General features: G+C 32.4%; 13 protein-coding genes. 9 read left to right on the top strand and 4 right to left on the bottom strand.

The genetic code is table 11. From position 1 onward, the window contains the following. The first annotated feature begins 34 nt into the window (after window positions 1-34). From C6368_RS05660 to C6368_RS05650, 3 genes are all read left to right on the top strand, one after another. Window positions 35-550 carry a hypothetical protein gene (locus tag C6368_RS05660; RefSeq protein WP_107038215.1) on the top strand — a complete coding sequence of 172 codons (516 nt, stop codon included), beginning with the start codon at window positions 35-37 and terminating at the stop codon, window positions 548-550. 141 nt (window positions 551-691) lie between these two features. Further along, entirely contained in the window at window positions 692-886 is a 195-nt protein-coding gene (locus tag C6368_RS05655; protein WP_107038214.1) for a hypothetical protein, read from the top strand. 471 nt (window positions 887-1,357) lie between these two features. Beyond that, entirely contained in the window at window positions 1,358-1,795 is a 438-nt protein-coding gene (locus C6368_RS05650; protein ID WP_159038463.1) for a helix-turn-helix domain-containing protein, read from the top strand. Here C6368_RS05650 and mnmA read toward each other — a convergent pair. Then, complete coding sequence (gene mnmA, locus C6368_RS05645; RefSeq protein ID WP_107038212.1) at window positions 1,785-2,966, bottom strand: tRNA 2-thiouridine(34) synthase MnmA; 1,182 nt, start codon at window positions 2,964-2,966, stop codon at window positions 1,785-1,787. The genes C6368_RS05650 and mnmA overlap by 11 nt on opposite strands. 642 nt (window positions 2,967-3,608) lie before the next feature. Here mnmA and C6368_RS05640 point away from each other — a divergent pair. Further along, on the top strand, window positions 3,609-4,325 hold the full coding sequence (locus C6368_RS05640) for a hypothetical protein (RefSeq protein WP_107038211.1): 717 nt from the start codon (window positions 3,609-3,611) through the stop codon (window positions 4,323-4,325). Between the two features lie 212 nt (window positions 4,326-4,537). Here C6368_RS05640 and C6368_RS05635 read toward each other — a convergent pair whose 3' ends face one another. From C6368_RS05635 to C6368_RS05625, 3 genes are all read right to left on the bottom strand, one after another. Continuing rightward, complete coding sequence (locus C6368_RS05635) at window positions 4,538-4,999, bottom strand: RNA recognition motif domain-containing protein (RefSeq protein WP_107038210.1); 462 nt, start codon at window positions 4,997-4,999, stop codon at window positions 4,538-4,540. Window positions 5,000-5,104: 105 nt separating this feature from the next. Beyond that, the gene (locus C6368_RS05630; RefSeq protein ID WP_107038209.1) at window positions 5,105-5,839 is read right to left on the bottom strand and encodes a LytR/AlgR family response regulator transcription factor; all 735 of its coding nucleotides are present in this window, start codon (window positions 5,837-5,839) and stop codon (window positions 5,105-5,107) included. Next, window positions 5,820-6,872 (bottom strand): sensor histidine kinase, encoded by a 1,053-nt coding sequence (locus tag C6368_RS05625; RefSeq protein ID WP_107038208.1) that lies wholly within the window; start codon window positions 6,870-6,872, stop codon window positions 5,820-5,822. The genes C6368_RS05630 and C6368_RS05625 overlap by 20 nt, the downstream gene beginning before the upstream one ends. Window positions 6,873-7,012: 140 nt before the next feature. On the opposite strand from C6368_RS05625, the gene C6368_RS05620 reads away from it, so the two are divergent. From C6368_RS05620 to C6368_RS05600, 5 genes are all read left to right on the top strand, one after another. Next, entirely contained in the window at window positions 7,013-7,459 is a 447-nt protein-coding gene (locus tag C6368_RS05620; RefSeq protein WP_107038207.1) for a MarR family winged helix-turn-helix transcriptional regulator, read from the top strand. Window positions 7,460-7,561: 102 nt separating this feature from the next. Then, window positions 7,562-9,979, top strand: coding sequence for an outer membrane beta-barrel family protein (locus C6368_RS05615; protein WP_107038206.1), 2,418 nt, complete (start codon window positions 7,562-7,564; stop codon window positions 9,977-9,979). 190 nt (window positions 9,980-10,169) lie between these two features. Next, window positions 10,170-11,399 carry an NAD(P)-dependent oxidoreductase gene (locus C6368_RS05610; protein ID WP_107038205.1) on the top strand — a complete coding sequence of 410 codons (1,230 nt, stop codon included), beginning with the start codon at window positions 10,170-10,172 and terminating at the stop codon, window positions 11,397-11,399. Window positions 11,400-11,407: 8 nt separating this feature from the next. Further along, window positions 11,408-13,492, top strand: a complete 2,085-nt coding sequence (locus C6368_RS05605) for a vWA domain-containing protein (protein WP_107038204.1) — start codon at window positions 11,408-11,410, stop codon at window positions 13,490-13,492. A gap of 12 nt (window positions 13,493-13,504) precedes the next feature. Next, a complete protein-coding gene (locus C6368_RS05600; RefSeq protein ID WP_159038462.1) occupies window positions 13,505-14,386 on the top strand; it encodes a DUF6438 domain-containing protein in 882 nt (293 codons plus the stop codon). Window positions 14,387-14,560: the final 174 nt, after the last annotated feature.

The raw sequence follows: 14,560 nt of genomic DNA, 5'->3' as shown, positions 1-14,560 counted from the left end.
CTGTGGATATTTGCAATAAACAACAACGATAGTCATGTATATAGCCGTATCAGAAGAGAATAGAATTGTATTAGAGGAACTTAAAGGAGAGTTAATACAAATTAAGCAAGAAGTTATTGAGTTAAGCATTTCACTGGTAATTCAATTAAAGACTTTGTTGTTTCAGTTCTTATTAAGTTATAAGGAGTATTCACTGACCAATATAAGAGAATATGGATTAGCTGAGATATTAATGAGTCGCGCAAATAGATTTTTCAAATTAGATCAAGACGATGAAAAAGAGAAAAAAGCAAAAGAAAAGAAAAAGGCAAAATTTCGCTTCAAGTTAAAAAAGGAAGAAAGGATTGTACAATTCAAATCTAAGAATGCCGTAAATACTAGGGAAAATTCAAAATCAAAGTCAAAAATAGGAGCTAGGTTTATTTTGCAAAAATGTATGAAGCTAATTTTGTTTCCTTTTTATATTTTTATTCTAATCATTAGTATACTCTTTGAGCTAGATGAAAGCAAAAAAAACAACAAAAATGTAAAAAACACATATCGACCATAAGTGCTTATAAATCAATATTTTGTTAACCTTGGTCTAAATATATTCTTTACAAAAACATTCAATAATGTTAATTAAACGTTAAATAATGTAACCACTTGAGTGAACGTGCGTAAGAAGGAATAGTTATTAAAACAAAGAGATATGAAAAATCGATATGTTATAGCGCTTAATCATTTGAAAATTGCCCAGGAGCAGTTGTCAAATCCATTTAATAAAGAGATTGAAATTCAGCTTACACAGATTCAAGTTGAGAAATTGATGGATGTAGTTCGAAAATATCCAGAAAAGAAAATTGAACATAAAAACCTGTTTACTTGCGGGTTTTCAATGAACTAATAGTTTATACTTTTGTTCAATGTTTATAGTTTAACGTTGTTTTATTTAAAGAAAAGAGGGTTTAAGGTTCCTCTTTTTTTTATGCCTTGTATTTTTAAACAGACAATCTTTCGTTAATATGTCACATATTCTTCAGGAGTGGTAGAAGAGTGTTTGTATTATAGTTTTACCCTAACTGTGTAGTTGAAAATAAGAGATAATTGGATTTGATTTCATTCCAGGTCTTCACACACTAATATATTGTGAAGTTCGGAAGAGATTTATTCGCTAATCTTTAATTATTGCGCTCTATTATCAACAAAATAATCATTTGGTAACGGCAACTTGCAGTTTGAACATGTTAAAAGCATGTTTACAAAAGTAACTAAATACTAAACTTAATGATTTACAAAAGTTAATCAATAAAAAATACTTTATTTACTTTTGTAATTGTAACTTTGTTTTTCTTATTTTAGCGGTAAACAAATGTATATGTCTATTAGCGAAAGGTTACAAATGGTAATGAAAATGAATGGAATGAACAACGCAACTTTTGCGGATGAGATAGGAGTTCAACGTTCTAGTATTTCTCATGTATTAGCAGGTAGGAATAAGCCAAGCATAGATTTTATTCAGAAAATCCTATTGACTTTTCCCAAAGTTAATGCAGACTGGTTGATTACTGGTAAGAAAATAGGTAGAACAGTAGAAAGCGCAGAACTAGATGAGCGTAATAGCACTGTGACAAACTCAGAGGAGCAATCATTGTCAACGGTTTTAAAAGAAGAGGAGCAAGGAGCTTATGGAGGGGGTAAATCAGAGGATTCAGTCACAAATTCTGATTCAAGCGAAGATAGTTCGAGAGAGATCTCGAAAATCTTAGTCTTTTACACTGATGGGACTTTTGAGGAGATGCTGCCTAAAAACTAATTACTCCCGAACCAATTAATTCGCCAGAATTGTCGTAAAAAGCACAAAACTGTCCTGGTGTAATTCCGCGTTGTAGATCATCAAACAAAACATAAGTACTGTTTTCTTTACGCAATACCTTGGCTTTTTGAAGTTCTTGTCTATAGCGAATACGAACTAAAACATCCGTAATATCACCCGTCTTAAACTGATTATTCATATTAACAAAACTAATTGACTCATTATCAATTTTTAATGCTGGTTTATTTAATCCTAAATGAGTGTCCTTTTGACCGCTAAAAACAAGGTTGTTAACAGTGTCAATCTCAAGTACGAAAGAGGGGTTTGGTCGTCCCCCAATGTGTAGTCCTTTTCTTTGGCCAACCGTATAGAAATGAGCGCCTTGATGCTGTGCTACTTCAATTCCATCTTTTTCATTTAAATGAATAGGCTTCACTAGTTCTTCGATGTGATCAAAATCTCTAGTTATATTGTGATACTCAGTTAAAGCTGGTAGGTTTTCAGGAATTTCAATTACTTTTCCCTGTTTAACTTTTAGTTTTTGCTGTAAAAATTCAGGTAAACTTACTTTACCTATAAAGCAAAGACCTTGTGAGTCCTTTTTATCAGCAGTAATTAATCCTTGTTCCTTGGCGATCCTACGCACTTCGTCTTTTTGAAGATCTCCAACAGGGAAAAGTGCTTTACTCAATTGGTCTTGACTTAACTGACATAAGAAATAAGATTGGTCTTTGTTTCTGTCAAGCCCTGAAAGTAAACTTACACTTCCATCGGCATTGTCTTGTCGTCTGCAATAGTGACCAGTAGCAACGTAATCCACACCTAACTCCAATGCTCTTTTCATGAAAACATCAAACTTAATTTCTCGATTACATAAAACATCTGGGTTTGGTGTTCTTCCAGCAGCATATTCATCGAACATATACTCAACAATACGCTCCTTGTACTCTGTACTTAAATCAATAACCTGGAATGGAATGCCTAATTTATTAGCAACCAACAATGCATCGTTAGAATCATCAATCCAAGGACATTCGTCAGAAAGGGTAACAGATTCATCGTGCCAATTCTTCATGAATAAACCAATTACATCATAACCTTGCTCTTTCAATAGATAAGCAGCAACACTTGAGTCAACACCACCAGATAAACCTACAACTACACGTTTCATGATTATATTTTTAAGGAGTGCAAATTTACGTAAGTTTTATGGCTATTCAAAATAAAGATTTAATGCCTATTTGAAACTTGTCAAGTAGACCAAAAGTTTTACAATGCTTAAATTTTGGGTTTGTTTCATATTCTTGAAATCCAAATTATAAGCCGTTGAGACCGCTAGGAATAGAGCTAAAGTTTTTTTTGTGAGTTTGAGATGAGTTGGCCGTATATTGCTTTCCTTTCAAACTGATAACAGTGCTGTTTTTTTTTGCGTTTAAACAATGTTTTTTCAGCCATTTAATTCAAGGAAGTCACTTTTATTGCCTATAGTCAATTGAATTAGGGTTCATTCTCCACTAATTAGAATTGAGAGTTACCCAAAAGTAGTTTAATCATTTAATTAAATGTAGTGAAGTTATATTTCTACCAACAAACTATCTCTTAAATAGTATCTCATAAGTTTTATTGGTTGTTTACAAGTGTGTATTAGAATTGCGATAATTGGCTTTGGTGCTTGTTTACAAATGTTTTCTAGATTTCGAATAGAACGATAATATTGATAACAAATGTAAACCTATTTTGTTTTAGTAAAAATTAACTTTGTTACAATTGTAAACACCTATTGAAATCACATATTTTCAATATATTTACACGCATGAGAAAAAAGGTATTCACAATAGCAATGGCTTTGATTGGTTGGTCTTACACATATGGACAGTGTGAGGAGATTTATCTTAAAGGTACTGTTAAGGACACTGCAATGTTTCAGAGTTTTTACAATCTTATGGTTATTAATGTAACAACTCAACAAGGTGTTTTCGGTCGTCCAAACGGAGATTTCTCTGTCTATGTTAGACCAGGTGATAAAATTGCTTTTTCAGTAAAGGGGTATGGAAAGAAATTTCTTGTAATTCCTGATCAATCTCAATGTTCTATTGATACGGTGATATATTTAAGTCCAAATATTCAAAAATTTGAAGAGATCACCATTTATCCTGTAAAAACTTTAGAAACGATTAAAGCTGAACGTGAAGCTTTAAGTCTGCGAGAAACAAGAACTGTTACCGGAATCAATGTCCTTGAGAGTCCAATTACCGCTATATACGAAAGGTTTGGTCAAACGGCTAAATCCAAGAGATTTGTCGCTGAAATGGAGCACAAAGACAATATGAACCTTGTGGTAAAAGAATTACTACGTGCATATGTCTCATATGATGTTGTTCATTTAGAAGAAGAGCAATTCATGGCGTTCATTAATTTTTTGAATATTGATGAGCACTTCTTAAAAACAGCTTCTGATTATGATTTAATAGTATATATCCAAGATAAGTTGGATCATTATAAGATTTTACATCCAGACTTGTTTAAATAACACCAACAACGTAGTGAAACTTTACAATTAATAATTAAAAATTATTTTGATGTACACAATTAAGGTCTATATTTTCATTAGAAAATAAGATGTGTAGAAGTTATAAAAATAGATGTATTTATTCCTTGTTTTTCATATAACGTCAGGCTTTTGAGGTATGCATAAGCCAATATATTAAAACAACGTTTAAAAGTAGAAGAATTCGAAAGCTTTTAATCTTCTTTTTTCTTTCTACGTGGTCTCATAACTCTTCGTTCACTCGTTTTGACCTCTTTTACAGTTTTTACATCTCTAGCAGGTCTCTCCTCATTCATTGTTCTGGATTCTCGAGACACCCTAGGTGTTCTAGGTTCTCGTGGGGTTCTTGTTTCTCTCGAAGTACTTGGAGTGAATTTTTCTTTTGGTCTGTCAATAGTTTGTGGACGTTTCTCTTTAGGAGTTGCTAATTTCACATCTAGAACACGCTCGTTAACTTCCATTCCGTTTAAAGCTTGAATTGCAGTATTGGCCTGGGATAAATCTTCCATTTCAACGTAACCGAATCCCTTAGATTTCTTTGTTTTATTATCGTATACAACATGTGCGTATGATACTTCTCCAAATTGGGAAAATGTAGCCTTGAGGTCCTCTGATGTAATCCCAAAATCTAAATTGGCTATAAATATATTTGTCATTTTTAAGTCTTTCTCTCTATAATTGAAAACAAAATTACAGTTTACAATTCATAAATCACAAGGAAATATCAATTTAAGTATATTTTATGTTAATTATTGTCAGTTTCATAACATCATAATTTCCTTAAATCTTATTGTTTGTCTTCTAGAGACCTCAATCTCCATCTGATCAGTTAGTTTAACTTTTAGTCCTCCATTAAACCAATTTTCAATACTTTCAATATGATTAAGATTAATTAAATATTTTCTGTTGGCCCTGAAAAAATCTTCTGACGACAATTTATCCTGAAGGGCATTCAAACTTCTTAAAATCATAGGTTTGCTCTCATTAAAGAATACGCGTACATAATTACCTTGACTTTCGAAGTAACGCACATCTTTAAGTTTTGGGAAAAAGCATTTTTCTCCGTCCTTTATAAAGATATTATCAGATACATTTAGTTTTCTATCTGATCGGCTGTTTTCTTCAGTAGAAAGGAATTCTTCCTCAGAATTTTGTTCCAACTTCTCTATGGTTTCTTTAAGTAATTGTGGTTCTACTGGTTTCATCAAATAATCTAAAGCGTTTACTTTAAAGGCATCAATGGCATAGTCATCATACGCGGTAACAAAAACTACTTTTGGTATTTCATTTAATTGTTTAAGCATTTCAAATCCTGTCATTTCTGGCATTTGAATATCTAAAAATATTAAGTCAGGTGATAAATTTTTGATTAACTCAATTCCTTCCTTTCCATTACTTGCTTCACCTACAATTGTAATTAGGTCTTTGTGGGCTTCTAACAAGTGCCTTAATTCTTGTCGTGCTAGTCTTTCATCGTCAATTAATACTGCTTTCATAATGTTTTTCTGTTAATTCAATTTTATTAATCCAAATGGATGTATGAACCTTGTTTTCTATATTTTTTATTTCAAATCCAGCTTTATTTCCATAAATTATTTCAAGCCTTCTTTTTGTGTTTTTAATTCCAATTCCGACGTTATTGTTTTCGTTAAATTCTCCATCGTTGATTACTTCCATGATTAAATTTTCACCTAAGTAAAATACAGAAACATTGATTTGTCCACCTTTCATTTTCTTAGAAATTCCATGCTTGATGGCATTTTCCACCATGCTTTGAATTAAAAAAGGGGGAATTTGAATAGCGTTTGGTAATTTACACTTGAGGGAGTACACTAATCTTTCCTCGTAACGAATTTTTTCTAACTTTAAATATTCTTCAACAAGCTGCAACTCTTCACTAAGGGAAATGAATGATTTTTTCCCTAAAATCAAAGAGCTCCTAAGTAAACTTGATAGCGTGGTAATTGCAGCCTTTGCAGTTAATGGCTCTATTGCAATTAAAGCACGGATACTATTTAGTGAATTAAATAAAAAATGTGGATTTAATTGGTCTCTAAGTGTCTTTAATTCGTTTTGGGTTTGACTTGCTTGTAATTTTAGGTTGTATATTTCTTGTAGTCTAGATTTTTGGAGTAGGTGATAGGTTAGATACACAGCGCTCCACATAATCAGAAACAAGGAATACAATAAAGTGTTAACTAAAAATTCTGAAAACGATAGCCACTCGTCGCCATTAAATATACTATTGCTGGCATTTGTAATAAACATAAGTAGCGCAGAAAGTATGAAAGACATAGCAACCACGCGTGGAACTAAAAGTTTAAGTTTTAAATTAAACCAATTCCGCTTAATAAATACCCATCTGATTAAATTTGAAAAAAATATCAATAACACATAAAGTTCTATCAATTTTAAACTTGTTTGAAAATTGAATTCTCCTTGAATGTATGCTGCTATTCCGATAATTCCGCACAAAATTCCCCATGCAACGAACTGAACAATCCAATATAGCAACTTGTGTTTTCCCATTGCTTAAATCTAGTTATTTATTTTTAACATAATGAATATAGTGTGGTAATTTATATAAACATTGTTTACACTAGTAAGAATGAAACTAATAAAGCCTTTAATTTTGAATTTGTTACCAAGGTAATTACCTTTGCATTATTATGAAAAAAATCGAAGAAATTATTACGGCCGATTTTAAAGATGAGCACCACAAGGCTCTCATTAATATAAGGTATACTTCAAACTTTATTGGTGCCTATTATAATCAGCAACTTGAGGTTTTTGACCTGACTTTAGCGCAGTTTAATATTTTGAGAATTTTACGGGGTGCAAAAGAACTCCTTAGCATAAAAACCGTCAAAGAAAGAATGGTTGAAAAATCTCCAAATACGACTAGGTTGGTAGATAAACTAATTTCTAAAGGTTTTGTGGAGCGTTTTCGATGCAATGTAGACCGCCGAATTATCCATATTTCCATTACGGAACTAGGTCTTTATACTTTATCTAACTTGGATATTCATCTCGATCATAGAATTTTTAGTAAAAATATGACGGATGAAGAAGTTGAAACCATGAATTATTTGTTGAATAAATTCAGGAATGAATAAACAACTTTCTCTACAAGATGTTCATGAGTCATAAGTTAGGTTAAAGTTAATTAAAGCATTACCCTAATTCATTTTTTTAATTTCGTTCTTCAAAATTTTTCTATGCGCATTGCACTTTGTTTTATAATAATATTTACCGGATTAAACGTTTTTTCTCAAGGTCAAATTGATTTGAAAGTAATCAATGAGGACAAGAATCCGGTGGAATACGTCAACTTTCGATTATTTTCTCCAAAAGACTCTTCTGTGGTTACTGGTGAATATTCTACTTCTGAAGGTATCATATCTATGCGTAATGTTCCTTTTGGAAACTATTATGCCATCCTTACGTTTTTTGGATATGAAAATAAATTCATTACTAACATTAGTATAAGTAATGAAGAAAAATCTGTAAATCTAGGGAACGTTCAAGTTGTTGCGATTAAAAGTCAAGAATTTGAGGAAGTGGTTATTGAAGGGAAAACTGCTTTGATGGAGTCCAGTATTGATAAAAGAACTTATAACGTGAGTGAAGATATGACCTCAGTCGGAGGTGGTCTAACAGAAGTGCTTAATAATATTCCTTCAGTTGAAGTTGATAATGACGGAAATGTTTCTTTACGTGGAAATGGAAGTGTAACAATTTTAATTGATGGGCGTCAGAGTGCGCTATCAAGTGGTGACGGTGCTTTAGATGGAATTCCTGCAAGTGCAATTGAACGCATTGAATTGGTGACAAACCCATCTGCAAAATATAATCCTGAAGGAACTGCTGGTATAATCAACATTGTACTAAAGAAGAAAAAATTGAGGGGAATTAATACAAATGTTCAACTTTCAGCAGCAAGTGAAAATCTGTTTGGTGTTTCGGTTGGATTCAACATTAGAAATGAAAAGTTAAATTTTTACACTAATTATTCTTACCGCTACAGAGAAGGATTTAGAAATAATTTCAATGAGCGTACTTCAAAAATAGGGGATTCAATTGAATTCTTCAAACAAAAAAGATTAGGAACAGATTTTAGAGAATCACATACTGGTAAAGTTGGAGCTGACTTCTTTCTAAAAGAAAATCAAGTATTAGGAATCTCAGCTTCTGGAAGCTATACTGATAGGATAAGAAATGGTAAGCAAACAAATGAATTGTATTATGATGACATGCTTTTTCAAACTTGGGATCGTCAAGTTTATGATCCAAGAAATCGAAATTCAGTAGATTTAACTGCGGATTATAAATTAGATTTTAAAGATCAAAAAGGGAATTTAATTGTAGCTGCGACTCAATCAGTAGGTAATGAAAATTCAGTAGGAGAGTTTGAAGAATATTATTTCAATCCGGATGGAACGCCTGCAAGTAATAATTACCGCTTTCAAAATCAAAAAAGAGAAGATTTCAATAGTAATTTCACATTTTCTGCTGATTTAGAAAGAATAATCAATGATAATATGAAATATGAAACAGGAGTTCAAGCATTGATTAATCGTCAAAATGAGGCTAATTATTTAGAGTATTTCGATACAATTTCTCAAGAAGTTATTCCTGATGTTAATGTGAATAATGAACTAGATTTTAATGAAAATATATTTTCAGCTTATGGTATTTTCGGGCATCAACCAACAGATAAATTTAAGTACCAAGCAGGAATTAGATTAGAACAGGCATATACGGAGCCAAGGCTTGTGTCAACAGGAGAGTCTTTTAAAAACGATTACTTTAGTTTTTTTCCATCAATTCACACAAGTTATGGGGATGATGATCAAGGAAGTATATTTGCAAGTTATAGTCGTAGAATTAATAGACCTGGATCACGAGAATTAAATCCATTTCCAATTTACAGTGACCCATTAAATTTGATGAGAGGAAATCCTGAAATCAGTCCAGAATACATCAATTCTTATGAATTAGGGTATGAGAAGATGTGGAAAAAGGTAAGTTTGACTAGTACATTGTATTTTAAGCAAACCGTAGATCGTATTCAAAGGATTCGTCAATTCTATGAAAGTGGATTAAGTGTTACCACATTTACAAATGTAGATGAAAGCTATGATTATGGAGTAGAATTAATTGGAACCTATTCACCATTCAGTTGGTGGAGAAACATGATTTCTGTGAATGCTTTTGAGAGTAGACTTTCAGCAAATGTTGGAGGGACACAGTTAAGCAATAGAGGAGTGAGTTGGGACGCAAAATTAAATTCAACTTTCTCATTCTTTGACAATACAACTGCAATTCAAATTAATGCTCAATATATCGCACCGCGTTATACCGTTCAAGGTTTTTACAAAAGAAGTCCAGGTCTGGATGTAGGATTTACACGCTCTTTAATGAATAAAAATCTTGTTTTAGGAGTTAGAGTTTCTGATGTATTTAATAAAATGGGCTTTTATTTTGAGATTAATGATGGAAACGTCATTCAAAAAACTGATTACAAATGGACAACACGTCGTTTGTATTTGACTTTATCTTACAAATTTGGAAATTTAACAACTAAAGATAAAGACTTACGAGATAAAATAAAGGAGTCAGAAATAGAAGAATAGAAAGCTGAATTCTATTATTATAAAAGGATATCAGTCAAAAAAATAAATATTAATATAAAATAGTTCGATTGTAATTTGGCTTAAAAATTGAACTGATTTATATGACTCAATATTAGCAATCCATAGTTTTAGTGAAAAGCAAATCCTAAAGTCGTTTAATTCTGTTATTTTTGTAAAAACGCTTATTATTATGACTACAAAAATTGGTATTATTAGAGAAGGTAAGATTCCAACGGATCACCGAGTACCACTTTCTCCTGAACAATGTGTACGCGTTATGGAAGAATTTCCAAATGTAGAATTAGTTGTTCAAAAAAGTCAAATTCGATCTTTTAAAGACAAGGAATATGCTGATTTAGGAATACCACTTGTTGATGCGTTAGATGATTGTGATATAATCTTAGGAGTTAAGGAAGTTAATTTGAATGATTTACTTCCTAATAAACATTATTTTTTCTTTTCTCACACTTTCAAAATGCAACCTTACAATCGAAAATTGTTGCAAACAATTATTGAGAAAAAAATTCAATTAACCGATTATGAAGTATTAACGAATGAAACGGGTAACAGAATTATTGGTTTTGGTCGTTATGCAGGAATTGTAGGCTGTTATAATGGATTTAGAACTTACGGATTGAAACATTCTCTCTATAACTTGAAACCGGCTCATCAATGTGTAGACCGTAAAGAAATGGAAAGTGAATTGTGTAAAATCAAGCTTTTAAAAGATACTAAAATTGCACTTACCGGATTTGGTAGAGTAGGACATGGTGCTTTGGAAATTATGAATATGCTTCCAATTACCGAAGTGAGTCCTGAAGAATTTTTAGAAGATGTTTTCAACGGACCTGTTTTTACTCATTTAGGACTTGCTGATTATATTGAGAGAAATGATGGGAAGGAATTTGATATGGAAGCATTCTTTGAGGATGGATCTGGACATAAATCTAATTTCCCACCTTATTTACATGAAGCGGACATGTATATTGCTTGTCACTACTGGGAAAATAGTTCACCTTTTCTAGTAACGCGTGAAGATTTAAAGAATAAAAACATAAGAGTTTCGGTCATAGCAGATATTTCTTGCGACATAGATGGTCCAGTGGCTTCAACTATCCGACCAAGCACCATTGCTGATCCAATTTATGGATATGATCCTATAAATGAACAGGAGGTTGAGTTTGATAATCCAAACGCTATAGCAGTTATGGCAGTGGATAATTTGCCTTGTGAGTTACCAAAAGATGCTTCTATCGATTTTGGTAATGAATTAATTAAAAGCGTTTTTCCAGCTCTATTTGGAGAGGATCCTCAAGCTATTATTGAGAGAGGGTCTCAAACTACCAAAGATGGGAAACTAACTTATGAATTTAAGTATTTGGCTGATTATGTAGCAGGAAAAGAAACAATTCAGCTTTAAGATAAATCATGACAGAAATATTTAGCGACATACCCATTTGGGTTCTGCTTCCTTGGTCAATTATTGCCCTTTTATTATCAATTTTGTTGTATAGAAAGAGGGCATGGGTAAAGGATATTTCGAATTTCAAACGTTTTCTTTTAATCGGTTTAAGAAGTTTGGGATTGTTTTTTGTTGGTGTTCTATTGTTGGGAATATTAATCAAAGGAGTTGATTCGGAAATTGATCAACCTTTAATAATTACCGTCGTTGATGATTCTGAATCCATGTTGAATTATGCAGATAGTTCTGATATTGAAAATCAAACAAAAGCATTTTTAAATACAGCCAACACTTCGTTAAACAAAGACTACAATCATTCAATATTTACTTTAAATAAATCATTGGAAAACGTTGATTCAGTGGTTTTTAATGGGTCAGAAACTAATTTAAGTAGAGTACTCAATAAAGTTTATGATAATTACTACGGGAGAAATATTGGTGCGATTGTTTTACTTTCTGATGGCAATTTCAATGCCGGTTCAACTCCGCTTTTAGTTGCTGAAAAATTCAAAAAAACTCCGGTTTACACTTTAAGCGTTGGTGACACCATACAGAAGGTTGATCACTTGGTGAAAAGCATAACAGCTAACGAAATTGCTTTTTTAGACAATAAGTTTCCAGTTGAAATCAGTATAGAAGGAAATAAAACACCGTCTGAATCATTTGAACTTCAAATAAAAGAAGATGGCAAGGTCATTTCAAGTAAGACGCTAAAACATCAAGACAGTGATTATAGTTTGGTTAAAGCTGATTTCACACTTGATGCTGTGAGCATTGGGGTTCATGAATATACAGTGAGTTTAAGTCCAATCGACAATGAATTTAACCTTGGTAATAACGAGAAAACAATATATGTTGAAGTTCTAGACGACAGAAGTAGTGTATTGTTGATAGCAGAAGCACTAAATCCAGACATAGGTGCAATAAAAAGTGCTTTAGTCACTGAAAATAACCTTGAAATAAAAACAGTTTCAGAATATGATTTACCTTCGGATTATTCAGATTATGATTTAATTATTTGGCACAATCCAGGAGTTGCTCAAAATCAAAAAGCTTTTGATCAAATTAATTCTGAGCAAATTTCAGTTTGGTATATAATTACACCTCAAACCACTAGATTTAGTATTTCTAAGCTTCAGCTTTCAGCCAATATAAACGTTACAGGTTCAGCTGATAATTTTGGATCGGCTTATAATAAAGGATTCACATTATTCAAATTGTCTGCGGAAACACGTAAAATGATGGATAAATTTCCACCCTTAAATGCACATTACGGAAATGTAAATTATTCTAACAATGCATCAATTTTAGCTTACCAAAGGGTAGGAGCAATTCAAAAATCAGATCCTTTGTTCTTTTTTGGAGGAAAACAAAACAAGAAATTTGCGGTAACATATGGAAGTGGACTCTGGAGTTGGAGATTAGCAGATTATCAGTCGAATCAAAATCAAGTACATTTCAATGAAATTGTACACAAAACGGTTCAATATCTGATTCTAAAAGAAAATACTTCTCGATTAAGAATTCAATTGCCAACATTAGTGAGCAGTACAGAAGATTTGTACATCAAAGCATCATTCTACAATGAAAGCTATGAAGCGATAACAGATCCAACAATCGAATTTGAATTAAGCAAACCCAACGGAGAAAACTTCGATTATTCATTCTTGCCACAAGACAAAGAATATAATTTAGATTTGGGTCAATTGCCGGCAGGAAGATATGCTTGGAAAGCTTCAACGACATACAACGGTTCCACATTCGCAAAAGAAGGAACATTTGGAGTTAAAGACTTAGCCTTAGAAAAACAATCAACCAAAGCGAACCATCAATTATTAATGCAAATGGCTGAAAATGGACAAGGGAAATTTGCAATGCTTTCTGATTACCAAAGTATTTTGGATGATATTAATAAACGCGATGACATAGTTCCTGTGGCCTATGAATCGAGTACTTACAACAAATTGATTGATTATTTTTGGTTGATGCTGGTTATAGTTGCACTTTTCTCTACTGAGTGGGTTATTAGACGATATTCTGGAGCGTATTAATTGTTAATTGCAATGAAGTATTGGAGTATCATATTACTGTTAACTGTTATTTTTTCGTGCGCTGAAAATGAGTTGAACTCAAAGGACTCCAAACCAACTACTTTTGAATTGCTTCAAGGTAATTGGATTTCAGAAGAAATCGATTCTTCTCGATATAGTCAGGCATTTTCTCTCAATATTGAAGACTCCTTTTTTCATTTATTTTCGGCGATAAGTGATTCTGTTCTGTTCAAATTGAAGGATAGTGTCATCACAGTTTATAACTCTGTAAGACCTGAACACCTTGGAAACAAACAACGGTTTAAAATCTTGAAAATTAATGAAGAAGAATTAGAACTATTGAACCTATCGGCTAAGTCTAAACAATTTCTTAAACGCATTGAATATCCATTTGTAGACACTCTGAGATGTACTAAAATAAAAGAGAAGAACAATATTGAACCCATTAAAATAGGGTTTTCGTCTAGCGGATGTTTTGGAACCTGTCCGTCAATGAAGCTGGAAATAGACAGCATTGGTAACGTTAAGTTCTATGGTGGAGTATTTTCAGATCTAGAAGGTGGCTATTCAGGTAAAATCCCCACAAAGACCTTAAACGGAATACTCTCACAAATAAGTTATATCTCTTTAAATACTTTACAATCCGAATATACTGCCCCTTGGACAGATGATCAGACTTGTTATTTATACTTGGAAACTAAGGATACCATTATTACTGTTAAATCTTATGGTAACTACAAACAACCCCACGAAATTTCAATTGTTTATGGGAATTTATTGGATTTATATAAACGAATCGAATTACGCAGAGATAGCACTATTGATAGTCGCTTCTCATTTCATAAACACTTAATGATGAGCTACCCAATTCCTCCACCTCCAATGCTAGAATAAAAATGCGACTAACAGCAATAACAAATCAAGTCGCAAATAACTATATTCGTGAGACGTCTCGCTTCGTAGCTGCAAAAAGTTATTCAATAGTAATCGGATGTTGAATTATTAATGGTTAACGGGAGTTGGTGCTGAATCACTTCTTTGTTCTCTATTTGAAACAAGTACCGTATG

The organism is Brumimicrobium mesophilum, assembly GCF_003025005.1.
GTDB classification, from domain to species: Bacteria; Bacteroidota; Bacteroidia; order Flavobacteriales_D; family Crocinitomicaceae; genus Brumimicrobium; species Brumimicrobium mesophilum.
The sequence above is the reverse complement of the archived record's forward strand: the minus strand, read 5'-3'. Positions and strand labels throughout refer to the sequence as shown.